This window comes from Trujillonella humicola (genome assembly GCF_046233715.1).
GTDB lineage: Bacteria > Actinomycetota > Actinomycetes > Mycobacteriales > Geodermatophilaceae > Trujillonella > Trujillonella humicola.
In genome coordinates, this window is record NZ_JBJNRJ010000056.1 from 1 (window position 1) to 22464 (window position 22464).

The 22464-nt window shown below is 74.7% G+C and carries 24 protein-coding genes; 12 read left to right on the top strand and 12 right to left on the bottom strand.

Going from position 1 to position 22464, the window contains the following annotated elements; all coding sequences use genetic code 11:
- Positions 1-120 precede the first annotated feature (120 nt).
- The 6 genes from ACK586_RS20925 to ACK586_RS20950 form a co-directional block, all read right to left on the bottom strand.
- Positions 121-456 (bottom strand): hypothetical protein, encoded by a 336-nt coding sequence (locus ACK586_RS20925; RefSeq protein ID WP_409332440.1) that lies wholly within the window; start codon positions 454-456, stop codon positions 121-123.
- Positions 453-851, bottom strand: coding sequence for a flagellar export chaperone FliS (gene fliS / locus ACK586_RS20930; protein ID WP_409332441.1), 399 nt, complete (start codon positions 849-851; stop codon positions 453-455). Before fliS ends, ACK586_RS20925 begins: the two co-directional genes overlap by 4 nt.
- A 61-nt stretch (positions 852-912) precedes the next feature.
- Positions 913-2283, bottom strand: coding sequence for a flagellar filament capping protein FliD (fliD, locus tag ACK586_RS20935; protein ID WP_409332442.1), 1371 nt, complete (start codon positions 2281-2283; stop codon positions 913-915).
- 101 nt (positions 2284-2384) lie between these two features.
- A complete protein-coding gene (locus ACK586_RS20940; RefSeq protein WP_409332443.1) occupies positions 2385-3542 on the bottom strand; it encodes a flagellin N-terminal helical domain-containing protein in 1158 nt (385 codons plus the stop codon).
- Positions 3543-3702: 160 nt separating this feature from the next.
- Positions 3703-4767, bottom strand: coding sequence for a glycosyltransferase family protein (locus ACK586_RS20945; protein ID WP_409332444.1), 1065 nt, complete (start codon positions 4765-4767; stop codon positions 3703-3705).
- A 20-nt stretch (positions 4768-4787) separates the two neighbouring features.
- Entirely contained in the window at positions 4788-5708 is a 921-nt protein-coding gene (locus tag ACK586_RS20950; protein WP_409332445.1) for a sigma-70 family RNA polymerase sigma factor, read from the bottom strand.
- Positions 5709-5877: 169 nt separating this feature from the next.
- Here ACK586_RS20950 and ACK586_RS20955 point away from each other — a divergent pair, with 169 nt between their 5' ends.
- The 9 genes from ACK586_RS20955 to ACK586_RS20995 all read left to right on the top strand — a co-directional run bounded on the left by ACK586_RS20955 (position 5878) and on the right by ACK586_RS20995 (position 12759).
- Positions 5878-6363, top strand: a complete 486-nt coding sequence (locus ACK586_RS20955) for a flagellar protein FlgN (protein ID WP_409332446.1) — start codon at positions 5878-5880, stop codon at positions 6361-6363.
- A gap of 1 nt (position 6364) precedes the next feature.
- Entirely contained in the window at positions 6365-7792 is a 1428-nt protein-coding gene (gene flgK / locus ACK586_RS20960) for a flagellar hook-associated protein FlgK (protein ID WP_409332447.1), read from the top strand.
- Entirely contained in the window at positions 7792-8727 is a 936-nt protein-coding gene (locus ACK586_RS20965; protein ID WP_409332448.1) for a flagellin N-terminal helical domain-containing protein, read from the top strand. The genes flgK and ACK586_RS20965 overlap by 1 nt, the downstream gene beginning before the upstream one ends.
- A 31-nt stretch (positions 8728-8758) precedes the next feature.
- Entirely contained in the window at positions 8759-9163 is a 405-nt protein-coding gene (gene fliW, locus ACK586_RS20970) for a flagellar assembly protein FliW (RefSeq protein ID WP_409332449.1), read from the top strand.
- Between the two features lie 79 nt (positions 9164-9242).
- Complete coding sequence (gene csrA / locus ACK586_RS25625) at positions 9243-9515, top strand: carbon storage regulator CsrA (protein WP_425330392.1); 273 nt, start codon at positions 9243-9245, stop codon at positions 9513-9515.
- Positions 9516-9713: 198 nt separating this feature from the next.
- Positions 9714-10313 carry a hypothetical protein gene (locus ACK586_RS20980; protein ID WP_409332450.1) on the top strand — a complete coding sequence of 200 codons (600 nt, stop codon included), beginning with the start codon at positions 9714-9716 and terminating at the stop codon, positions 10311-10313.
- A 30-nt stretch (positions 10314-10343) separates the two neighbouring features.
- Positions 10344-11423 (top strand): sigma-70 family RNA polymerase sigma factor, encoded by a 1080-nt coding sequence (locus ACK586_RS20985; protein ID WP_409332451.1) that lies wholly within the window; start codon positions 10344-10346, stop codon positions 11421-11423.
- A 272-nt stretch (positions 11424-11695) separates the two neighbouring features.
- Positions 11696-11998, top strand: coding sequence for a hypothetical protein (locus ACK586_RS20990; protein ID WP_409332452.1), 303 nt, complete (start codon positions 11696-11698; stop codon positions 11996-11998).
- Positions 11995-12759, top strand: coding sequence for a hypothetical protein (locus ACK586_RS20995; protein WP_409332453.1), 765 nt, complete (start codon positions 11995-11997; stop codon positions 12757-12759). The genes ACK586_RS20990 and ACK586_RS20995 overlap by 4 nt, the downstream gene beginning before the upstream one ends.
- A 23-nt stretch (positions 12760-12782) precedes the next feature.
- Here ACK586_RS20995 and ACK586_RS21000 read toward each other — a convergent pair whose 3' ends face one another.
- The 6 genes from ACK586_RS21000 to ACK586_RS21025 all read right to left on the bottom strand — a co-directional run bounded on the left by ACK586_RS21000 (position 12783) and on the right by ACK586_RS21025 (position 19210).
- A complete protein-coding gene (locus ACK586_RS21000; protein ID WP_409332454.1) occupies positions 12783-14426 on the bottom strand; it encodes an NlpC/P60 family protein in 1644 nt (547 codons plus the stop codon).
- A 488-nt stretch (positions 14427-14914) separates the two neighbouring features.
- Positions 14915-15196, bottom strand: coding sequence for a hypothetical protein (locus ACK586_RS21005; protein WP_409332455.1), 282 nt, complete (start codon positions 15194-15196; stop codon positions 14915-14917).
- A gap of 11 nt (positions 15197-15207) precedes the next feature.
- On the bottom strand, positions 15208-16524 hold the full coding sequence (locus ACK586_RS21010) for a citrate synthase (RefSeq protein WP_409332456.1): 1317 nt from the start codon (positions 16522-16524) through the stop codon (positions 15208-15210).
- Between the two features lie 57 nt (positions 16525-16581).
- The gene (locus tag ACK586_RS21015; RefSeq protein ID WP_409332457.1) at positions 16582-17586 is read right to left on the bottom strand and encodes a glycosyltransferase family 2 protein; all 1005 of its coding nucleotides are present in this window, start codon (positions 17584-17586) and stop codon (positions 16582-16584) included.
- Positions 17583-18710 carry a DegT/DnrJ/EryC1/StrS family aminotransferase gene (locus ACK586_RS21020; RefSeq protein WP_409332458.1) on the bottom strand — a complete coding sequence of 376 codons (1128 nt, stop codon included), beginning with the start codon at positions 18708-18710 and terminating at the stop codon, positions 17583-17585. Before ACK586_RS21020 ends, ACK586_RS21015 begins: the two co-directional genes overlap by 4 nt.
- Positions 18707-19210, bottom strand: coding sequence for a sugar 3,4-ketoisomerase (locus ACK586_RS21025; RefSeq protein WP_409332459.1), 504 nt, complete (start codon positions 19208-19210; stop codon positions 18707-18709). Before ACK586_RS21025 ends, ACK586_RS21020 begins: the two co-directional genes overlap by 4 nt.
- Positions 19211-19290: 80 nt before the next feature.
- Here ACK586_RS21025 and ACK586_RS21030 point away from each other — a divergent pair, with 80 nt between their 5' ends.
- From ACK586_RS21030 to ACK586_RS21040, 3 genes are read left to right on the top strand one after another with little or no spacing between them, the layout of a single operon-like run.
- Positions 19291-20274 carry a GNAT family N-acetyltransferase gene (locus tag ACK586_RS21030; RefSeq protein WP_409332460.1) on the top strand — a complete coding sequence of 328 codons (984 nt, stop codon included), beginning with the start codon at positions 19291-19293 and terminating at the stop codon, positions 20272-20274.
- Positions 20267-21004, top strand: coding sequence for a class I SAM-dependent methyltransferase (locus tag ACK586_RS21035; protein WP_409332461.1), 738 nt, complete (start codon positions 20267-20269; stop codon positions 21002-21004). The genes ACK586_RS21030 and ACK586_RS21035 overlap by 8 nt, the downstream gene beginning before the upstream one ends.
- Positions 20997-22394, top strand: coding sequence for a hypothetical protein (locus ACK586_RS21040; RefSeq protein ID WP_409332462.1), 1398 nt, complete (start codon positions 20997-20999; stop codon positions 22392-22394). Before ACK586_RS21035 ends, ACK586_RS21040 begins: the two co-directional genes overlap by 8 nt.
- The last annotated feature ends 70 nt before the right edge of the window (positions 22395-22464 follow it).

A 22464-nucleotide genomic window follows, 5' to 3' on the forward strand; every position in this document is an offset into this window, starting at 1 on the left:
GCGCTACGCCAGGATGGACGCCGCCTGAACCCAACCGCGACACATGTCATGAGCCCACACCACGACACATGTCCGGGGACACGACATGGGCGTGACGCCGACGGATCTCCTCCGCCGGGGCTACATCGCGCGGTCGACGAAGGCGGCCGCGGGGCGGGTGCGCGCGTAGGCCATGCGGGCGGCGAGGTCGCGCTGCTGGCGGGACTGCAGGATGCGCTCGGCGAGCTCCTCGGCGACCGCGAGCTGGTGCTGGAGCAGCCGGGCGGCGCGCTCGCGCAGGTCCGCCGGGAGCTGGCCGAGCTGCTGGGGCGGCGTCCAGTCGGCGGTGCGGCGGCTCCAGGCCGCGATGTCCTCGGTCCGGCCGGCCTCCAGCGACTCCTGCGCGGCGAGGACCTCGCCCTCCATCTCCTCCAGGACGGTCGCCCACTCGGCGGGGGAGGGGCGGTCGGCGGTCATGCCGAGGCCGGTGCCGCGGCGGTGCTGAGGCTCGCGGCGGCCTGCCGCCACGCGTCGCGCAGCGGCTCGACGACGAGCAGGCAGGAGGCCACGCGGTTCCTGTCGGCCTTGACGTTGGCCTGCACCAGCTCGGTGAGCAGCCAGCTGTAGAGCGCGGCCAGGCGGGGGCCGCCCTCCCACGCGTCCACCTGCAGGCTGCTGCGCAGCTCCAGCACGATCTCCTGCGCGTGGTTGAGCTGCACGCCGGCGGCCTCCCGGTCGCCGGCGGCGAGCGCGGCCGAGGCGCGGTCGAGGTCGAGCGCGAGCCGGTCGTAGAGCATCACCAGCAGCTGCTGCGGCGACGCGGTGGTGACCGTGTCACCGAGGTAGCGGGCGCGGAGCGAGGCAGTGCTCATGGCGTGGGGATCTCCAGGGTCAACGTCGGGGGAGCGGCGTCGGGTGGGGGTGGGGCGAGGCTCAGGACCTGGACCAGGACGGCAGCGCCGACAGCTGCCCGGCCAGCCAGGTGGACTGGTTCTGCAGCGTGCCCAGCGCGGTCTCCATCGCCGTGAACTGGCGGGTGAGGCTCTCCTTGCGCTGCGCCAGCCGGATGTCCCAGGCGGCGATGCGCTCCTGCAGGTCCTTGGCGGTGGTCTCGGTGCTCTTGGCCATCAGGGTGAGGGTGCCGGTCGAGGGGTCCGACGCGGACTTCCCCAGGGACTGGAGCTGCGCGGACAACCCGACGGGCCGGGCGGTGGTGCCGCTGCCCGTGGTGGCGGTGAACATCTGCTTCGTGGCGGCCGGATCGGCCGCGAGCGCGGCGGCGAAGGCCGCCCTGTCGAAGGTGAGCGCGCCCTCCTTGGTGAGGGAGATGCCGACGGTCGAGGCGGACTTCCCCCCGATGCCGGAGGAGACGATGTCCAGGATCTTCCCGGCCAGGTTCCGCAGGGTGCTGTCGCCCTGCAGGGTGGCGGTGGCGCTGTCCTTCGAGCTGTAGTCGGTGATCACCTTGAGGGCGTTGTTGGCGGCGTCGACGAGGGCCTGCACCTTGGCGGCGGTGGCGTCGGCGTCGCGGGCGACGGAGACCGTGGCCGTCTTGCCGGCCTCGGAGACGGTCAGCGTCGTGCCGGGGAGCAGCCCGGAGAAGGTGTTGCTCGCCGAGGTGACGGTGTAGGCACCCGGTCCCGAGCCGATGGTCAGCTGCGCGTTCGTCCCGGTGGTCAGGTCGGTGAAGGCCGGGCCGCCGCTCACCGAGAAGATGCCGGCGGCCCCGGTGGTCTTCGTGCTCAGCTGCATGCGGTACTGACCGTCGGCCACCTGGACGACGGTGGCGGTGAGACCGAGCTCGGTCTTCGCGTTGATCGCGGCGGCCGCCTCGGTGAGCGTCGCGGTGCCGCCGGCGTCGGTGTCGAGGTCGATCGTCGTCGTGGTGCCCCCGACCGTGATGCCGATCGAGGTGGCGCCGAAGTCGAGGTCGGCCGCCGTCTGCCCGGCACCGGCGGTCCAGGTGCCGACGCTGCGGACGGAGTGCGCCGTGGCGAGCGTGTCGACGGTGAAGGTCAGCGAGCCGGCGGCCGCGGACGCCGCGGCGGTGGCCGTCACGGACCCGGCGGAGCTGGTGGCCTTGGTGGCCGTCCACGCCGCGTCGTCGGCCAGTGCGGCGGCGGCGCTGTTGAGGGAGTCGAACCGCAGGTTGACCGCGCGGTAGCCGGCGCCGTCGCTGTTGGTGGAGACCAGCTTGTTCTTCAGCAGGGTCTGCGGGTTCGCCTCGACCTTCATCAGCTGGCTGACGAGGTCGGCGGTGTTGAGCCCGGAGATGAGCCCGACGCTCGTGCTCATGCCTGCCATGCCGGGTCCTCCTGGGCGGTCGTGTGCAGGTGAGGGGGGAGGCCCGGAGGCCTCCCCCCTCACCTGGTGCTACGGGTGCTGCTGGGTGGTGCTGGGGTGGATCAGCGGAGCAGGCTCAGGACACCCTGCGGGACCTGGTTGGCCTGGGCCAGCATCGCGGTGCCGGCCTGGGTCAGGATCTGGGTCCGGGTGAAGTTGGTCATCTCCTGGGCCATGTCCGTGTCGCGGATCCGGCTCTCCGACGCGGTCAGGTTCTCGACCGCGACGTTGAGGTTGTTGATGGTGTGCTCGAACCGGTTCTGGATGGCACCCAGATCGGCCCGGGTGTTGCTCACCGTCTTGATGGCCTCGTCGATGTCCTTCAGGGCCTGGTCCGCGCCAGTGGCCTGGGTGAACTTGAGGTCGTACTTCGCGACGTCGTCCGCCGTGGTGGCCGTGGTCGCCGTGAAGCTGATCGAGCCGGCGGCGGTGGCCACCGTGATGTCCGACCCGAACACGTTGCTGACCGCGCTGGTCAGAGCGGTCAGGCGGGCAGCGGTGCCGGCGGTGGCGTCGTAGGTGACCGACGACAGGTCGAGGGTCTTCCCGTTCATGCTCAGCGTGCCGTTGAGGGCGGCGTAGCCCTCGGACAGGCTGAGGTCGGCCTGACCGCTGGCGATGCTGACGACAGCGGCCGTCGCGACGCCGGCGGCGGTGGCGGCGGCGGTGATGCCCTGGTCGGCCAGCGTGACGTCCACGCCGTCGACACCCAGACCGGCGGCGCCCATGGCGGTGCCGATCTTGACGGAGATGCTCTCGCCGACGTTGGCGCCGACCTGGAACTTGCCGTCGTAGTTGCCGTCGAGCAGCTTGGTGCCGTTGAAGGTCGTCGTGTCCTGGATGCGGGTCAGCTCGTTCTTGAGCTGGGTCACCTCGGACTGGATGTTCTTCTTGGCGTCGTCGTTGAGGCCACCGGTGTTGCTGGCCTGGACGGTCAGGTCGCGCATGCGCTGGAGGATCTTGTGCGTCTCGGTGAGCGCACCCTCAGCGGTCTGCACGACCGAGACGCCGTCCTGGGTGTTGCGGACGGCGACCTTCAGGCCACCGATCTGCGAGCGCAGGCCCTCGGAGATGGCCAGGCCCGCGGCGTCGTCGGCCGCGCGGTTGATGCGGAAGCCGGAGGAGAGCTTCTCCAGCGACTTGCTCATCTGCCCGTCGGTGATCGACAGGTTGCGGTACGAGTTCATCGCCGCGATGTTGTTGTTGACGCTGAGACCCATGGTGTTCCTCCTTGGACGGGGTCTTGGTTCAGATCCCGCTGCATCCGTGCTGCGGGCCGTGCAGACGAGGTTTCGGTCGGCTCCTGCCGTGACTTGAGGCGAACGGGGCGGGATTTCCGTCCGCCGTCACCCGGCCGTGTCGCCGTCCCCCTCGAAGGGGTCAGGCGTAGCGGCGGCGCGCGCGGGCGGAGTGGTCCAGCGCCTGCCGCCAGGCCTGGACCCACCGCTGCGCGGTGTGCTCGGTGAGGTGGCCGGCCAGGACCGCCTCGCGGTTGGCAGCCGCCTGCTCGCGGCGCCGGTCGGGGTCCGCGACGGCGCCGGTCAGGGCCTTGGCCCAGTCCTTGGCGTTGCGCGCCCGCCGGCCCAGGCCCAGCCGCTCGTACTCGGCGCTGGGGGAGCGGGCGAACCACACGCCGCGGGCGGAGTACTCCAGCGCCTTGAGCCAGCTCTTGCTCGTGTTGAACCGGTCGATCCGCAGCGGGGCGATGCCCAGGTCGAAGTGCTCGCCGACGGCGGTCGTGTAGGCATCGATGCCCTCGATCCACGGCACCTCGGCCGGCTCGTCGCCCAGCCCCAGGCGCTTGGCCGCATCGCCCTTCTGACCCAGGACCATGAACCGGCTGCGGCCGCGGGTGCGGTCCAGCGCCTGCTGCAGGCCGGTGCCGATCTCCTGCAGGTCGTACGGGTGGAAGAACACGCTGCCGGTCCAGCCGATGGTGGCGACCTCGGGCTCGCGCTCGTAGGCGGGCGGCAGCTCGGCGATGCGCCGGGGGATCGCGTTGGGGATCACCGCTCCGCGCCCGTGGGAGGCGTACTCCTGCAGCAGCGCCGGCGTCGTGGTCGTGACCAGGTCGGCCTCGCGGGCGCACTCGGCGGCCCGGCGGGCCATCCCCTTGCGGATGAGTGCGGTGTGGCTCGGGGTGCCGAACGGGATGGCGGAGAGCAGGTCGTCCATCTCGACGACGACGGCGACGCCCTGGCTCTGCAGCACCCGGATGGTCTGCAGCATCGCGACGGTCTTGGGCAGCTGGAGCACGACGACGTCGGCCCCGCGGGCGTCGGCGTCGTAGACCTCCCCGCCCTCGCCCGGGCGGACCATCGTCTCGATGCCGAGCGTCGTCTCGATCTCGATGCCGAGACCGGCGGCCCGGATCTCCGCGACCGGCTCGCTGACCCGGTAGTAGTCCTGCGCGATCTGGCCGGCGTGCATGAGCAGCACCTTCATGGTCGTGCCTCTCTCTGTGCTCAGGCGGGCCGCGCGGCGCCGTAACGGCTGGCCAGGCGTTCGTCCCGCGGACGGGGGAGGGCCGGCGGCGCGGTCGCCGGCGGGGCGTTGCGCCCGGCCACGCGGTCGACGTAGGAGCGCTGCTGGTTGCGGGCGCGGACACCGCCGTCGGCCGGGACCGCCCGGCCCTCCCACACCTCGCTCATCGCGGCGTGCAGCAGCGTCAGCGCGCGGGCGCGCATCTGGGAGACGCGGGAGAGCGTCACGCCGAGGTCCGCGGCGATCTCGGTCAGCGACTCGCCGCCGAAGAAGTTGCGCTCGACGACCTCGTCGAGGCGGTCGGGCAGCTCGCGGATCGCCTGCTGCAGGTAGCGGCCGCGCTCACCCCGCAGGACCGCCCGCTCGGGCGACTCGCCCGGGTCGGGCAGGTCGAGCCCGCCGGACTCGGCACCGGACTCGGCGTCGATGCTGACCATGACCGCGCGGTGGACGTCGACCTGCAGGGCGTCGAGGTCGCCCTGCCGCATGCCGAGGCTCTCGGCGAGCTCCTCGCGGGTCGGCGGGCGGCCGAGGCTGACCGTCAGCGCGTCGGCGGCGGCGTCGGTCCGGCGCGCCGCGGCCCGCACCGACCGGCTCGCCCAGTCGCCCGAGCGGAGCTCGTCGAGCACCGCCCCCTGCAACCGCGGGAGGGCATAGGTGGCGAATGTGGCGCCGGCGGCCGGGTCGAACCTCCGCGCCACCTCCACCAGCGCCACCTTCGCGCAGGACAGCAGGTCCTCGCGGCTGACGTGCGCCGGGAGGGAGATGCGGGAGGCCACCGCGTTCACGGCGAAGGAACACAGGGGGAGGTGTTCGGTCACCAGCGCGTCGACCGTCCCCGGCGATCGGGGGCGGGGATCGGCCGCAGGACGCTCGGTCACCGGGGATCGGGCTGCTCGCACGACCTCCTCCTCGGCAGCCGGTGCGCCGGTCGGCACCGTCGCCGGGTCGCGAACATCTGACAACGTCCGTCCCTCGGCTTGAGGGTTCCTCGCCGGGTGCCGATGGCTGGTTCGCGAAGACGTGGGCCGCCCGACGGGCTCGCGACCGGACGAGGGAGGCGGTGGGGACGTGGACTACCAGCACCTGTCGACGTTGCTCTGGCGCGAGCAGGAGCTGCTGGACCTGCTGCTGTTCAAGGCCGAGGAGAAGCAGTACCTGATCGTCACGGGCAAGAGCCGGTGGCTGGCCCGCATCGCGCACGAGATCGAGGTGGTCCTCGACCAGCTGCGCAGCCTGGAGGTCGAGCGGGCCGCCGTGACCGAGGCGCTGGCCGTTCGGCTGGGCCTGGACGTCAACCCCTCGCTGCGCCAGGTGGCCGAGGCGGCCCCCGCGCCCTGGAACGACCTCTTCGCCAAGCACCACGAGGCCCTGCTCGTGCTCGTGACCGAGCTGCGCAGCCTGTCCGACAGCAACCGCGAGCTCATCGAGGGCGGCCTGGCCGCGATCGACGAGGCGCTGCTGTCGGTCCGCGCGCCCTCGGCCGGCACCTACGGCGCGACGGGGCGCAGCACCGCCGGCGCCAACCGCGCCGTGACCCTGGACGGAGCACTCTGACGTGAGCAGCACCTTCGGAGGTCTGACCCGGGCGACGACGGCGCTGTGGGCCGCGCAGCGCGGCCTGGACGTCACCGGTCAGAACATCTCCAACGTCAACACCGCGGGGTACTCGCGGCAGCGCGTCGAGCAGTCCTCGATGAACGGGGCCACCCTGCCGGCGATCTGGTCGGTGAGCGACGGCGTCGGGTCCGGCGTCGACTCGAACACGGTCCTGCGCATCCGCGACGCCTTCCTCGAGGCTCGCGGCCGGCTGGAGACGGCGACCACGGCGCGGCTGACCGTGCAGAGCGCGGCCTTCACCCGGATCGAGCAGGCGTTCCGGGAGCCCGGTGACACCGGTATCCAGAGCATGCTCGCCGACGTCTTCAGCGGCTTCAGCGACGTCGCCAACCACCCCCTGGACGAGGCGCCCCGCCGCCAGGTCATGGAGCGGCTGGCCACGCTGGCCGCCGGCATCCGCACGACGGCGAGCACGCTGGACAAGCAGTGGGACGACACCCGCACCGCGCTGGGGACCATGGTCACCGACGTCAACGCCACCGCGCGGTCCATCGCCGACCTCAACACCAAGATCCAGTCCGGCACGCTCAGTGGCTCCTCGGTCAACGAGCTCGTGGACAAGCGCGACGGCCTGGTCATGAAGCTGGCCGAGCAGGTCGGCGCCACCGCCGTGGCCAAGGACGGCGGGATGGTCGACGTCGTCGTCGGCGGGACCACCCTGGTGTCCGGCCGGAGCGCCATCGGCCTGGCGCTGGAGGGCAGCAGCGGGATCGGCGGCGTCGCCGGAGACCCCCCGCGGCTGGTCACCGTGCCCGGCGGGACGACGGTGCAGCCGGGCGGGACCGCCGAGGGGCAGCTCTCCGTGCTCACGACGGTGGTCCCCACCTACCGGCAGGCGCTGGACTCCCTGGCGAGCGGGCTGGCCGACGCGCTGAACTCCGCGCACGCCGCCGGTTTCGACCTCGCGGGGAACCCGGGGGAGCCGCTGGTCGGCAACGGGCCGGGCACCGGGGCGGTGGACCCGCTGCTGGTCACCGCCGCCAACATCACGGTCCGCATCACCGACCCGCGGGCACTGGCCGCCGCGGGCCCGTCGCCCAGCGGCGCCACCACGGCCAACGGGAACAACGCCGATGCGCTGTACCGGCTGTCCCTGGACCCCGTGGGGGTGAACGCCACCTACCGGGAGCTGATCGTCGGCCTCGGCGTGCAATCCGCGGTCGCGGCGCGCGACCTGCAGGTGCAGACCGTCGTCCGCGACCAGGTCGACGCCGCCCGTGAGTCGGTCGCCGGGGTGAACCTCGACGAGGAGATGACGAACATGATGGCCTACCAGCACGCCTACGCGGCCGCGGCCCGGCTGGTGACCGCGATCGACGAGGCGCTGAACACCCTGATCAACGGCACGGGCGTGGTGGGTCGCTGATGAGGATCACGCAGCGGGCGGTCGCGCAGACCAGCCTCCTCGGGCTGAACCAGAACCTCGAGCGGATGGCCAAGCTGCAGCAGCAGCTGACCTCCGGACGGGTCCTCAACGCGCCGTCGGACGCGCCGACCGGCACGAACACCTCGATGCAGGTCCGGCAGAGCACCGCCGCGGTGACGCAGCAGGCGCGCAACATCTCCGACGGCAAGGGCTGGCTGGACGCGGCCGACACCGCGCTCAACACGATCCTGACGCAGGTCCGCAAGGTGCGGGACCTGACGGTGCAGGGCCTCAACACCGGCTCGATGCAGGGCAACTCGGCGACGGCCATCGCCACCGAGGTCCGCTCGCTGCGGGAGAGCCTGATCGGGCTGGCCAACCAGAGCATCAACGGCCGCCCGGTCTTCGGCGGCGCGACGCAGAGCACCCAGGCCTACGACCCGGCGACCGGCGCCTTCGTCGGCGTCGGCGGGACGGCCACGATCGCCGGCGTCCCGACCGACGTGACCGTGCCGCTGGTCCGCCGCGTCTCCGACACCGAGGCCATCCGGATCGACATCACCGGGCCGGAGGCGTTCGGCGACCCCGCGTCCGGGCGTGACCTGTTCGCGCTCGTCGCCGACATCGCCGACCACGTGCTCACGGCGGGTGCCGACCCCGCCGACCTCGAGGCGGACCTGGCCGACCTGGACGCCGCGGTCACCCGGCTGCTGACCGCGGCGGCGGACATCGGCGCGCGGTCGGCGCGGATCGCGACGGCCCAGCAGGTCAACACCGATCTCCAGCTGACCCTCAAGAGCCGGCTCGCCGACGTCGAGGAGGTCGACCTCCCGAAGACGATCATGGAGCTGAACATGCAGCGGACGGGCTACCAGGCCGCCCTCGGCGCGACCGCGCAGGCGATCCAGCCCAACCTCATGGACTTCCTGCGGTGATCCCCGCCCCCCTCGACCCCGGAGCAGCAGCATGACGCTCGCCCCCGTCGCCACCCTGCCGCTGCTGGGGATGGTGCAGCCGGTGCCCGGCTTCCCCGACCACCGCGACTACGTGCTCGTCACGGCGGACGGCGACGGGCTGCTCTTCTGGCTGCAGTCGCTCGACGCCGACGGTCCGCGCTTCCTGGCCATCCCCCCGGCCCGGTACTTCCCGGACTACGCCCCCGTGCTGCCCCGGTCGGTGTGCACCGAGCTCGGGTTGGACGACCCCGCCGACGCTCAGCTGTTCTGTCTCGTGACGGTTCCTCCGGAGGGCCCGGCCGCGGCCACCGCCAACCTGCGGGCACCGGTCGTGGTGAACCCGGCGAACTGGCGCGCCACCCAGGTGGTCCTCATGGACGCCGCCCATCCCATCCGGCGGCCGCTGCGCCGATAACCCAGGAGGCGCGCACCGCGCCCGTCCCCGCTCCGGCGGGGTTGCCACGGAGGCCACACAGACCCATGGAGGGGTTCACATGCTCACCCTGACCCGCAGCGTCGGCGAGACGATCCGCATCGGTGACGACATCGAGGTGCACGTCGTGGAGGTCCGGGGCGGCACCGTCCGCCTCGGCTTCAAGGCGCCCCGCGAGGTGACCATCCACCGCGAGGAGGTCTACCGGCAGATCGCCGAGGCCAACCTCCTCGCGGCCCAGGTCACCGCCGACACCCTGGGCGCGCTGGCCGCCTTCGCGCCGGCCGCCGCAGCGGACGAGGCCCCGACGGCGACCGGGGCGGCCCCGGCCTGACGCAACTGCACCGCCCGGCCACCCCCGACTCGGCACATTCTGCCGACGAGGCGGCGGCCGGGCTGGGCAGGCGCAGCGACACGGGCAAGATGTGCCGAAGCGAGGCCCCCACAACTGCGCTCCGCTGAGCGAGTGTTGTCGCGGTGTCGCGGTCGCCATGCGCCAGAGTTGCCCCACGCACGACGAGGGGGCGACACCATGTACCGCAGCGCTGACCCGGCCGGACCGGCCGAGCTCGACGACCCGTCGACCGAGCCGACCGGTCTCATCCCGGCGCCCGGGACGGACACCGTCCTGGCGGCCGAGGAGGTCGACACCGTCCTGGCGGCCGAGGAGGCCGACACCGTCCTGGCGGCCGAGGAGGCCGACACGGTCGTCGTGCACGTGGCCCTGCGACCGCGGCGGGGCTCGGCCCGCCGCTGCCTCGCCGGCCTGGCCGCGCTGGCCGCCGCCCATCCCGACGTCGCCGTCTCGGTGACGGGGCTGGGCAAGGACGAGCGCGCCGTGCGGGTCACCGTGGGCGTCGAGCTCGGCCCGCGCGCCGGTGTCGCCCGCTTCTCCCCGCAGGCGCAGGCCGCCTACGCCTTCGTCAGCGACCTCTTCACCACGCTCTACGACCACATGCCGGTCTACTCGGCCGAGCCGGGCCCGGCCGAGCGCGCCGCCGCGGCCGGGCTGATGGCGAGCCTGGGCGTGGGTTCGACCGCCACCGCCACTGCTGCCACCGCGGCCGTCGCCGTCCCTCCGGTCGTCCCCGCCGGCGACGCCGTCCCGGCGCCCCAGCACGTCCTCGCCTGAGCGAGCCTCCTCTTCCCCAGGAGCCACCCCGTGACCACCACCCCCGGAACCGACGCCCGCGCCCGCCAGCCCCTCGTCTTCGGCGGGATCCCCGAGGCCGAGGGCTTCGCCCGCGTCCCGATCACCCCTCGCGACCGCGTGCACTTCCGCGTCGACCGAGACCTCTCGCCGGACGAGTTCGAGGCCGCGCTGCCCGACGGTGTCGAGGTCAGCTTCGACCACGGGGAGGGGCTCTTCCGGGTCGACGGAGCCTGCGGGCAGGGGCCGGTGCTGGCCGACTGGATCCGGGTCTGGTGCGCCGGCCGCGGCATCACGACCGTGGGCCTGCGGGCCGAGGCCGACGTCCGGCGCCGGGCGCCCCGGGACCTGCCGCCGGCCTTCCTCGAGGAGCTGTGCCGCCACTACGGCCCGGTGAGCATGAAGCGCCTGCAGCGGAACATGAGCACCGTCCGCCTGCACCTGCCCGACCCCGACGACCTGGCGCAGCAGGTCTACGAGTGGATCCTCAAGGCGGTCGGCCAGTTCGACGAGACCAAGGGCGTGCCGTTCGGCGCGTTCCTCGCCACCCAGCTGTCCAAGTGGGTGCACGACCTGGGGCGCGCCGCCCACGGCCGTACCGCCGCCGACACGGAGAACAAGCAGCAGAAGGCGATCGCGGCCTTCGTGGCCGAGCACCAGCGCCGTCCCTCGGAGAAGGAGCTGGCCGCCTACATGGGGCAGAGCGTGGCCACGCTGCGGCGCAACTCGCAGACCGTGGCCACCCTCAACGGCCTGCGCAACCTGCAGTCGCTGGACGGGGCGCCGGACGCCGCGGAGATCCTCATCCCGGACAGCTCCGAGGCGCCGGACGAGATCATGGGCGAGGCGGAGCAGACCCTGCTGTCGCACGCGCTGACCGCCGCCTGCGCCCCCGACCCGACCGCCCGGCGCGAGCAGCGGGCGGGCCAGCCCAACGTGCTGGGCTGGGCCACCTGGTACCTGACCACCTGGGGCGGGGTCACCAAGACCCAGCTGTCGGCCGACCTGGGGACCTCGGTGCGCAACATGAACGTGCACGCCGACCGGGTGGAGCGGGCGCTCAAGGCCCAGCTGGCCGACCTGGCCGACTGAGGACGGGCCCCGGCCGTCCCGCACCGCGCGTCCTCCCAGCCCCGGTCCACACGGACCGGCGCCTCGGCGCCTCGGCGGTCCGGTGGCGCCCGGGGACCAGGCGGAACGAGACCGTCCGGCGCAAATGTCGCGGAACGGGGTCCGACCCGCCGCCGGACTGCCGATATCTCCAGCGTGAACGCCTCCCCGCTCCGCCGCGTGGCGCGGGCGACGTCCCCGGGGAGCCCGAGCTGAGCGCCCTGGCGGCGGGGGACCCGACCCCGGACGTCCTCGTGCCCCACTGGCTGGCCGCACCCGCGCGGGCCGCCCTCGCGGCCGCGGTGCGGGACGGGCTGGCGGCCGGCGAGGTCCACCCCGTCGCGGCGATCCACCTCGCCGACGTCCTCACCGAGCTGCACGTGGCCATGGCCCGGGACGCCGTCTGGCCCGGCCCCGCGGCGCGCGTGCGCCGCATCGCCGGCTGGGACGACGACGTCCTGCCGGTGCGCCTGTCGGCGGTCGAGCTGGCCAGCGTCCTCGCGCTGCCGGCGCTGCCCGAGGCGCTGCGGACGGCGTTGTCGCGGGCGCCGCGGTGAGCGACCCGCGCTTCGGCCGGTCCACCGCAGGACTGCTCGCCCGCCTCCGGCCGGTCCCCGTGGACCTCGCCGGGCTGCTCGAGATCGCCCGCGAGGTGCTCCCGGAGCTCGCGACGTCCCGGCTGCGGGCGGTGCTGACCGACGACCGGGTCGACGGTCCCGTGGTCGTGCTGCGCGAGGATGAGCGCAGCCTGCGCACGCCGCTGCGCGACCTGGCGGAGGACATGACCGCCGCGGGCGTCGGCGCGACCCCGGGCGCGCTCGCCGCCGCCCTCTGCTCGTGGGTCGCCCACCGGCCGGTGCCGGATTCGGCGGCCGCGGAGTCCGGCATCACGGTGCTCGACTGGGCCGACGCGGCGCGGACGGCGGTGGGGTGGCGGGTCGTCGTCCGCCGCGACGAGGTCGCGCTGCCGTGGACGCCGTCGCCGGCCGCCGGGCCGGCCGCCGTCGCGCGCGTCCGCGACGCGTCGCTGGCGCGGGCGGCCGCGGTTCCGACGGAGCTGCGCGTCGAGGGGCCGGTCGCCCTGTGGTCCCACCCCGCCGTGCCGATGCTGGCCTCCGCCCCGTTCGCCGCCGGCCGGCGGGAGCTGGACCGGGTGGCCGCCGCCGGGCTCGGGGTGGCCGACCTGCAGGTGGTGCTCACGCCGGGACGGCCCGTGGCCGGCGCCGCGGCGGGGGTGGCGGCGCGGCTGGCCGAGTCGACCGGTGAGCCCTGCGTGCGGCTGCCCTGGCGCGCGCTGCCCACCCTGCCCTGGGTGTAGCCGGGCCGGTCGAGCGACCCCCTTCAGCTGACGAGGTCGCCGAACTCCCAGTGCCAGGGCTCGGGCTTCGCGGCCCCCTGCCGCGCCCAGGTGGGGTGCACGAAGCCGAAGCGGCCCGCGTTGGCCTCCATCCACCGGAACTCGGCGCTGCCGAAGTGGTTGACGCCCCCGCACAGGTCGACCGCCAGGGCCCAGCCGTGGTTGGACGTGCCCGGTACGGCTGCCAGCCGGGGCTTGGCGCGTGCGGCCGCCACCTGGGCCGTGAACGGCCGGTAGGAGTCGGTGATGCACAGCTCCCGGCCGAACGCGTCGGCGAAGGCCGCGGCCAGGGCGGTGTAGCCGGCCGCGGCGTCGCAGCGCAGGTGGTGGTGCCGGCCGATCGCGCACAGCGCGGAGACGGGGATGCGGCCGTTGGCGTAGCCACCCCACGCCGGGCTCACCGGCCCGGCGGGGACCGGCGGGGCGCCGCAGGGACCGTTGCCGGAGGTGGCCGCGGGCAGCGCGGCGTTCGGCTCGGCCGGCGCCGGAAGTGTGACGCGCACGCTGCCCGCGGCACCGGGAACGGTGCGGACGCCGACCTGGTAGCTCGCGGCGGAGGCACCCAGCACCTGCCCCTCGCCGACGTAGAGGCCCACGTCGGCGCCGCCGTCGGTGAAGACCAGATCACCGACCTGCAGCTGGGCGGCGGGCACCGGCGCGCCGGTGGCCCACTGGTCGGCCGCCGAGACCGGGAGGCCGTATCCGGCCTGCATCCAGGCCGCCGCGGCGAGGCCGCCGCAGTCGTAGCCGTCCGGTCCGCTGCCGCCGGCCACGTAGGCGCGGCCGACCTGGGAGAACGCGACGCTGACCGCGGCCACGGTCTCCGCGGGGAGGACGGTGACCGGCCGGTTGCCGGCCACGCCCACCGCGATCCCGGGGATCGGCGTGCCGGTGCCGTCCAGCGCCGGGGAGAGACCCGGCGGCAGGGCCGCGGGGTCGGCCAGCGCGGCGGCGGCGGGCGGCTGGAGGCCGGCGACGGCGAGCACGCCGAGGTAGTCCTGCCAGCGCCGCAGCGCGGCCGCGTTCGCCTCCTGCTGTGCGGCGACGGGCGCGACGCCGAGCCCGGCCAGCTGCGCGGCCGTGGCCGGGGTGAGCGCGCCCACCTCCTCGCCCACGCGGGCCAGCACCGCCCGGGCCTCGCCGGCGGCGGCGTCGACCACGATCCGCGCGGCCCGGGTCTGCAGCTCGGCGGCGGCCAGTGCCTGCTGCGCCCGCGCTGCGCGGACGACGTCGCCGGTGCGGTCCTCCGCGGCGCGCTCGGCCAGGCCCCGCAACCAGAGGACGTCGGCGGCGGCGCCGGGGTCGTGCACGTCCAGGCCGAGCAGCGGCTCCCGCTGCTCCGGCGTCATGCGGTACAGGTCGGCGGCGCCGGACCCGACCACGTCCCGGGCGGTCGCGGCGGCGGCGCGGGCGTGTGCCTCCGCCTCCTCCGCACGCATGAGCGCTTCCCGCCGGGTGACGAGGTCCCGCTGGATCTCGCGGTAGCGACCGGCGGCGGACAGCAACGCCTGCTGGGCGGCCTCGGCCAGGCCCGCCGGGTCGGTCGCCGCGCCGGCGGGCGCCGGCCGGGTGGGGGACAGGGCGCCGGCGAGGACGGGCAGCACGAGGGCCAGGGCGACGACGAGCACGCGGCGCGTCCGGCGCCGCCGGTCCCCGGCGGCGATCAGCCGCCGCCACACCGGAGGCCGGGCCGGGCGGCGGCGGCGGCGGCGGGAGGAACGCCGCGTGCGCGACGCCGGGCGGCGGGCCGTCGACCGGGAGGCGGAACCGCTCGTCCGCGAGCCGGCGGCCCGGCGCGCTCCGGCCGTCGCGGAGCCCCTGGCCGCCGCTCGGGCGGCGAGCAGCGCGCGGAGGGCCTGGGCTTCCTGCGGGGTCAGCGGCGGGCGCGGAGCGGTGCCGCGGGGCGGCGTGGTGCGGGACGGCGTGGCGCGGGACGGCGTGGCGCGGGAGGCGGCCCGCGAGGAGGTCCGGGCACCCCGGGGAGCGGGCGTGCGTGGTGCGGGCACTGCGGGTCCCCCGGCGGTCTCGTCCTACGCGGCCGGCTCACTGCGCTGCAGCGGCCTCGCCGTCGTATCGACGTCGACGGGGGGACCCCGGAGGGGCGGGGGAGGAGCGCTCACCCCTCCGGGTGAGGGTGGTTCCGGGATGTCGCCCGATCGGTGGACCGGTCGGGCGGTGCGGTCCACCGCGGCGGCGCGGGCGCCCACCAGGCGCCGTGCTGCTCGACCAGGGGCAGCCGGTGCTCGGCGCCGTCCTCGGTGCGGACGACGAGCGAGACCTCGGTGATCCGCCGGGAGGCGGCGTCGGTGCACTCGTCGGAGCCGTCGGGGAGGAGGCGTCCGGTCGCCAGCGGCAGCGGCGGCAGGACGATGACCTCCTCCCCGGACGGCTCGGACACGCGTGGACCCGTCAGCGGTCGCCGAGCTCGACGAACGCGCGCTCGGTGGGACCGGTGTAGAGCTGCCGCGGGCGGCCGATCTTGGTCGACGGGTCGGCGATCATCTCGCGCCACTGCGCGATCCAGCCGGGCAGCCGGCCCAGCGCGAACAGCACGGTGAACATCCGGGTGGGGAAGCCCATCGCCCGGTAGATGAGGCCGGTGTAGAAGTCGACGTTCGGGTAGAGCTTGCGCTGCACGAAGTAGTCGTCCGACAGCGCGATCTCCTCGAGCTGGCGGGCCAGGTCCAGCAGCTCGTTGTCGCCGCCGAGCTTGTCGAGCACCGTGTCGGCGGTCTTCTTCACGATCGCCGCGCGCGGGTCGTAGTTCTTGTAGACCCGGTGGCCGAAGCCCATGAGCTTCACCCCGGGCTCCTTGTTCTTCACCCGGTCGACGAAGCGGCGGATGTCCCCGCCGTCGCGCTGGATCGACTCGAGCATCTCCAGCACCGACTGGTTCGCGCCGCCGTGCAGCGGCCCGAACAGCGCGTTGATGCCCGCCGACACCGAGGCGAAGAGGTTGGCGTGCGACGAGCCGACCAGCCGCACCGTCGACGTCGAGCAGTTCTGCTCGTGGTCGGCGTGCAGCACGAACAGCATGTCCAGCGCCGCGGCCAGCTCCGGGTCGACCTCGTAGGGCTCGGCCGGGAAGCCGAAGGTCATCCGGAGGAAGTTCTCGACCAGGCCCAGGGAGTTGTCCGGGTAGAGGAACGGCTGGCCGACCGACTTCTTGTAGGCGTAGGCGGCGATCGTCGGCAGCTTGGCCAGCAGCCGCAGCGTGCTGATCTCCACCTGCTGCTCGTCGAAGGGGTCCAGCGAGTCCTGGTAGAAGGTCGACAGCGCGCTGACCGCCGAGGAGAGCACCGGCATCGGGTGCGCGTCGAGCGGGAACCCCTTGAAGAACTGCTTGAGGTCCTCGTGCAGCAGCGTGTGCCGCCGGATGCTCGAGTCGAAGGCGGCCAGCTGGTCGGCGGTGGGCAGCTCGCCGTAGATCAGCAGGTAGCTGACCTCGACGAAGCTGGCCTTGCCGGCGAGCTGGTCGATGGGGTAGCCGCGGTAGCGCAGGATGCCCGCGTCGCCGTCGATGTAGGTGATCTCCGACGTGCACGACGCCGTGTTCACGAAGCCGATGTCGAGGGCGACGCGGCCGGTCGTGGCCAGCAGCTTGCTCGTGTCGAAGCCGTCAGCGCCCTCGGTGGAGGGGATGACGGGCAGGGGCAGTTCTCCACCGGGGTAACGCAGGGCGACGTCGGGAGTGGCTACGTCACCGGCGCTCGAGGTCTCGGTCATCGACCAGGACGCTACTCACTCGGTGCGGGCGCGCACCACGGCACGGCCGGGAGGACCTCAATCCGGGATGCTGTCGTCGAGCTCCGCGGCCAGCCGGCCGAGGACGGCCGGGCCGTGCGCGCGGTCGCTCAGCGGCACCCCGCGGCCGGGAGGGAGCGCTCCCTCGAGCTCGGCCAGGGCCACGGTGCACAGGTACGCGGCCTCCAGCCCGGCCACCATCCCCGGCCCCGGCGGCATCGCCGCATAGTGGTCCGCCGCGATGCGCAGCGCGGTCGCGTAGGCCCGGCGCTGCTGCGCCGGATCGGCCAGGAACCCGGCCCGCCGGCCCCAGTCGACCAGGCGCGGCCAGTCCAGGGCGCCCCGGATCCGGCGGACGTCGTCCCGGGACCGCTGGTCGCCGTGCATGCGGAAGGAGCTGAGGCTGCGGGGGGTGTAGAAGGCCGGCCCCTGGGCGAGCAGCGACAGCGACAGCGCCAGGTCGCCCAGGACCGCGAGCCGGCGCCCGTCCACCTGCCACAGCGCCGCCGGGTCGACGGCCGTGCGCCGGAAGAGGATGGTGGTCAGCTCGCCGATGACGTTGGTGCAGTTCTGCAGGACGCCGTCCACCAGCTCGTGGCCGTCCAGGGGCCCCGGCCGGTCGGCCAGCGGCGCCAGCTCCCCGCCGGGCAGGGTCCGGCCGTCCTCGCCGACGATGGAGCGCCGGGAGAACGCGAGCACCGCGCCGTCCGTCGCCTCCAGGCCGCGGACCAGGTCCCGGACGCAGTCGCGCATGAGCAGGTCGTCGTGCAGCAGGTACTTCACGTACTCGCCCCGCGCCTCCTCGAGCAGGCGCACGGGGTTGTCGTAGGCGCCGACGTTCGTCTCGTGCCGGATCACCCGCACGCGGGGGTCGCCGGCCGCCACGGCGGCGAGGACCTCGGGGGTGGAATCGGTCGATGCGTCGTCGCCGACGAGGACCTCGATCTCCCGGTGCGACTGCTCCAGCGCCGAGCGCAGTGCCTTCTTGAGGAACCGCTCGCCGTTGTAGGTCGGGACCAGGATGCTCACGAGGGGGGCGCTCACGGCCGGAACCTCCGGATGGTGTCGATGACGTGCTCCTGCCCGGCCCGGCTCAGGTGCGGACCCATCGGCAGGCTGAGCACCTCGGCGGCGAGCCGGTCGGCGACCGGCAGGTGCGCCGCGGCCGCCGGCGTGCCCGCGAAGGCGCGCTGGCGGTGCGGGGGCCGTGGGTAGTGGACGCCCGTCTCGACGCCGTGCGCGGTGAGGTGCTCGCGGAGGGCGTCGCGGTGCGGGGTGCGCACGACGTACAGGTGCCACGCCGGCTCGGCACCCGGTGCCGGAGCGGGCAGGGTGAGCTCCACCGGCAGGTCCGCGAGGCCCTCGGCGTAGCCGCGCGCGACCATGGCGCGCCGGGCGGTGAACCGGGCCAGGTGGCGCAGCTTGACCGAGAGCATCGCCGCCTGCACCTCGTCCAGCCGGCTGTTCCAGCCGATCTCGTCGTGGACGTACTTCTCCGCCGAGCCGTAGTTGCGCAATGACCGCAGCCGGTCGGCCACGGAGGCGTCGGAGGTGGTGACGGCGCCGCCGTCGCCGAGCGCACCCAGGTTCTTCCCGGGGTAGAAGCTCCAGGCGGTCGCATGCCCCAGGGCGCCGACCGGCCGGCCGTGCAGCCGGGCACCGTGGGCCTGGGCGGCGTCGTCGAGGACCGCCAGGTCGTGCCGCCGCGCCAGCGCCGTCAGCGGGGCGAGGTCGACCGGGTGGCCGTACAGGTGCACCGGCACCAGGGCGCGGGTGCGCGGGCCGACCGCCGCGGCCACCGTGCCGGCGTCCCACAGGCCGGTGGAGGGGCACACGTCGACCGGCACCGGCACCGCTCCCACGTGCACGACCGCCAGCCAGGTCGCGACGAACGTGTGCGAGGGGACCAGCACCTCGTCGCCGGGGCGCACGCCCAGCGCCCGCAGGCCGAGGGAGAGCGCGTCCAGGCCGCTGCCCACGCCGACCGCGGCGCCGGCACCGACGGCGGCGGCCCACTCCTGCTCGAAGGCGGCCAGCGCCGGGCCCATGAGCACCCGGTCGCTGCGCAGCACGCCGACGGCTGCGGCCTCCAGCTCGTCCCGCAGCTCCTCGTGCAGCGCGCGCAGGTCGAGGAACGGCACGCCGGTGGTGACGGCGGGCGCCGTCACCCCGCGACCGTCCCCTCGGCGTCGGCGAGCACGCGGGCGGCGACGAAGTCGGCGTAGTCGCGGTAGTAGTCGTCCTCGGCGTAGCGCTGCGAGGCCAGCACCAGGCAGACGCTGCCGGTGGAGAAGTTCCCGAGCTCGCGCCAGGTCAGCCGGGGCAGGAACAGCCCGTAGTAGGACCGGTTCAGGTGGAAGCGCGCGGTCTCGGTGCCGTCGTCGACGAGGACGTCGAAGCTGCCGGCGGCCGCGATGATCAGCTGCTCCAGCTCCCGGTGGGCGTGCCCCCCGCGGGACTCACCACCGGGGACGTCGTAGAGGTAGTAGACCCGCGCGACGTCGAAGGGGACCTGGTCCCCGCCCTCGATGAAGGTGAGGTTCCCGCGCGGGTCGGTGACGCGCGGGAGGTCGACCAGGTGGCAACCCGCGGTGCCCTGCGGCGGGTTGGTGTTCCAGTCGGTGGCCCGACGGCCGGGGGCCTGCGAGCGTCGGTCGGTGAGGGTCACGGTGGATTCCATCGGCAGGCGCGACGATGGACGGGACCACCAGGGGCGGAGGAGCCGGGGGATGACGGAGTGATGGTGCAGTGAGCCCGGAGCGACTGCTGGGGGGCGGGCTGCTCTTCTGCGATCCGCGCTTCCACGATCTCAACGCGGTGCCGGCGGACCGCCGGTGGCGGTACGAGCACCGCCGAGAGGGCCGGCTGGTCGGCGTCGTCGAGGGTGTGGTCAACGACGGCGTCCTGCTCTCGGGCCACAGCGCCCCCTTCGGCGGGCCCGACCTGGTGCGCGCGGACCCGCCGATCGAGGACCTGCTCGAGCTGGTCGGCGGCGCGCTGGAGGCGGCGCGCGCCGACGGCCTGTCCGGCGTCCGGGTGCGGTCGCGGCCGCCGGTCTACTCGCCGGCCGAGCCGGTGCTGGAGTACGTGCTGCTGAACTCCGGCTTCACCGTCGAGCACTGCGACGTCAACCAGCACGTGGACCTGGCGCCGCTGCACGCCGGGGTCGACCCGCTGTCGCTGTTCAAGCGCAAGCGCCCCTACGTCCGCACCGCGTTGGCCGGACCGCACGAGCTGGTCGAGGTCAGCGGCGGCGAGGACCTCACCACGCTGCACCGGATCCTCGACGCCAACCGGGCCGCGCACGGCCGCCCGCCGGGGCTGCCGCGCGACTACCTCGAGCGGGTGCGGGCGGCCTTCCCCGACCGGGTGTGGCTGCTCCTGCTCCGGGTGGACGGCCAGGCGGTCGCCGCCGCGGTCGTCTACCGGGTGCTGGACGACGTCGACCTCCTGGTGGCGTGGGGCGACGCCGGGCACGAGCTGGAGCGCTCACCCATGGACCTGCTCGCCCACCTGCTGGTGAAGCGGTCGCTGCAGGGCGGGGTGCGGCTGTTCGACCTCGGACCCTCCAGCGAGAAGGACGGCACGCCGAACACCGGGCTGGTCAACTTCAAGCGCAGCGTCGGTGCTGCCGCGGGTACCCGGAAGGTGTTGCTAGCGTCGTTCCGTGAGCGGGGGAACAGCTCCGAGGTCGTTCCCGGATCCGGCCACGGGAGTGGCTCCGGTGCGTGACCTGGACGACTACGGGACCCGGTACCGCCACCTGCCGTTCGAGCCGCTGCAGGCCGCCTACCGCCGCCGCCGGGTGCTCGACCGGGTCGCGGCCCACCGCCCCGGCCGCCTGCTCGAGGTCGGGTGCGCCGAGGCCCCGCTGTTCCTGGACCTGCCGGGGCAGGAGATGGTCGTGGTGGAGCCGACGCCGGTGTTCGCCGACGGCGCGCGCCGGCAGGCGGCCGGCCGGCCGGAGGTGACGGTGGTCGAGGCGTTGCTCGAGGACGCCTCCGAGGACGCTCTCGGCGGGCCGTTCGACATGGTGGTCGTCAGCGGTCTGCTGCACGAGGTGCCCGACCCGGACCGGTTGCTGCGCACGGTGCGGCGCACCTGCCGGCCCGGTGGGGTGGTGCACGTCAACGTGCCCAGCGCCGGCTCGTTGCACCGCCTGCTGGCCGTGGCGATGGGTCTGATCCCGGCCGCGGACGCTCGGTCGGACAACCAGCGGCTGCTCCAGCAGCGGACCGTGTACGACGTCGCGACGCTGGAGCGGGAGCTCGCCGAGGCGGGGCTGCGCGTCGTCGCCCGCGGCAGCATCCTGGTCAAGCCGTTCAGCCACGCGCAGATGCAGCAGCTGGTCGACTCCGGCTTCCTCACCGGGGAACTGCTCGACGGGCTGGACCGGCTGACCGGTCTGCTGCCCGACCTCGGGTCGGAGATCTGGGTGGACGCGGAGCCCGCGGATGGCTGACGCCCTCGTCGTCGGCAACAACCTCGCCGCGCTGGTCGCGGCGGCCGAGCTCGGGACCGCCGGTCGCGACGTCGTCCTGGTCACCGACGGGCGCCCGCCGGGCGGCCACTTCCGCGGCCTGCGCATCGCCGGCACCGACTTCGACATCGGGATGGTGACCCTGGAGCGGTTCCCCGCCGGTGGGACCGCCGGCGAGCCCGACCTCGCCGGCTACGACCCCGACCGCCGCTACGACTGGACGCGGTTCGCCGGGGCCGTCGACCGCTGGCAGCTCGCCCACGCCGACCTGCGCCGAGCCGCCACGCCGGAGGTGCTCGTCGAGGGCCGGCGCTGGCCCGACCACCTGATGAGCGACCGCCTCGACGTGCTCGCCGAGCTGGGCACCCCGCCCCCGGCGGTGCTGCCGCGGGCCGAGCCGGTGCACGCCGCGCACAAGACGACCGGCCCCGCCTACGAGACGCTGACCTACGCCGCCGCGGCCGAGGCCAACCACGGGCGGGCCCTGCAGGAGCGGCTGGTCATTCCGTTCGCCGCCAAGGTCCTCGGTCCGGGCCTGGACGACCTGCTGGCCCGCTACCACCGGGCGGCCTGGCTGCCGCTGTACTGGCCGGAGACGGTGACCGCGGCCTGCGCGGGGGAGCCCACCGCGGTCGCCGAGCACCCGTTCTGGACGACGTCCTCGGGCTTCGTCGGGGACCTGGTGCGCGAGCTGGAGCGGCGGATCGCCGAGCTGCCCACCGTGACCGTCGACCCGTCGGCGGTCGTGTCGCTGTCGCGGGCCGAGGGGGGCTGGGAGGTGCGCACCGAGTCCGGCGGCCGCACCGTGCACCCGCGGCCGGTGCTCGGGATCGCGGCCGAGCGGGCCGCGGCCCTGCTCGGCCTGCCGCCCGTCGGGCGGACGCCGGGCGCACCGGTGACCGTCCTGTTCGGCACCGTCCGGGCGGCGGCGGTGCACAGGCCCGCGGCGTGCCTGCTCGTCGCCGACCCCGGCCTGGTGGCCTACCGGGTCACCGACCAGGACCTGATGGCCGGCCGGGACGCCGAGTGGCGGCGGGTGACCGTCGAGGCCGGGCACGCGGCCGACGCGGCCGGTCGGGACGGGGACGTCGCCGGCCCGCTCGTGGACGAGCTGTGCGGCCTGCTCGGGATCGACCCCCACCGCGGCGGCAGCGGCGGCCACCCCGACGTGCGGGTGCTGCGGACCCTGCGGGCGCCGGGCGCGCTCGGCATCCCGACGGCGGCCTCGGTCGCCGCGGCCCGGCAGGACCGGCACGCGCTGCTCGAGGCGTGCCCCGGAGCGGTGCTGACCGGGGCGCTGCTGGGCCCGGGGCTCAACTCGCTCGGGGACCAGGTGGTGCAGGGCCTCGCCGCCGCCGCGCGACTGGGCTGACCGGGTCCCCGGGGGGGGCTGTGCCGCGGACCCCGGGCGAGCGGCCCGCGCGGGAGTCGTAGTGCTGATG

Bases quoted from the DNA above. Each gene is read 5' to 3' on its own strand.
- fliW (WP_409332449.1), top strand. From the start codon at position 8,759: ATGACGCTCGCCCCCGTCGCCACCCTGCCGCTGCTGGGGATGGTGCAG.
- ACK586_RS20925 (WP_409332440.1), bottom strand. From the start codon at position 456: ATGACCGCCGACCGCCCCTCCCCCGCCGAGTGGGCGACCGTCCTGGAG.
- ACK586_RS20980 (WP_409332450.1), top strand. From the start codon at position 9,714: ATGTACCGCAGCGCTGACCCGGCCGGACCGGCCGAGCTCGACGACCCG.
- ACK586_RS21010 (WP_409332456.1), bottom strand. From the start codon at position 16,524: ATGACCGAGACCTCGAGCGCCGGTGACGTAGCCACTCCCGACGTCGCC.
- ACK586_RS20940 (WP_409332443.1), bottom strand. From the start codon at position 3,542: ATGGGTCTCAGCGTCAACAACAACATCGCGGCGATGAACTCGTACCGC.
- fliS (WP_409332441.1), bottom strand. From the start codon at position 851: ATGAGCACTGCCTCGCTCCGCGCCCGCTACCTCGGTGACACGGTCACC.
- csrA (WP_425330392.1), top strand. From the start codon at position 9,243: ATGCTCACCCTGACCCGCAGCGTCGGCGAGACGATCCGCATCGGTGAC.
- ACK586_RS20965 (WP_409332448.1), top strand. From the start codon at position 7,792: ATGAGGATCACGCAGCGGGCGGTCGCGCAGACCAGCCTCCTCGGGCTG.
- ACK586_RS21040 (WP_409332462.1), top strand. From the start codon at position 20,997: ATGGCTGACGCCCTCGTCGTCGGCAACAACCTCGCCGCGCTGGTCGCG.
- fliD (WP_409332442.1), bottom strand. From the start codon at position 2,283: ATGGCAGGCATGAGCACGAGCGTCGGGCTCATCTCCGGGCTCAACACC.
- ACK586_RS20945 (WP_409332444.1), bottom strand. From the start codon at position 4,767: ATGAAGGTGCTGCTCATGCACGCCGGCCAGATCGCGCAGGACTACTAC.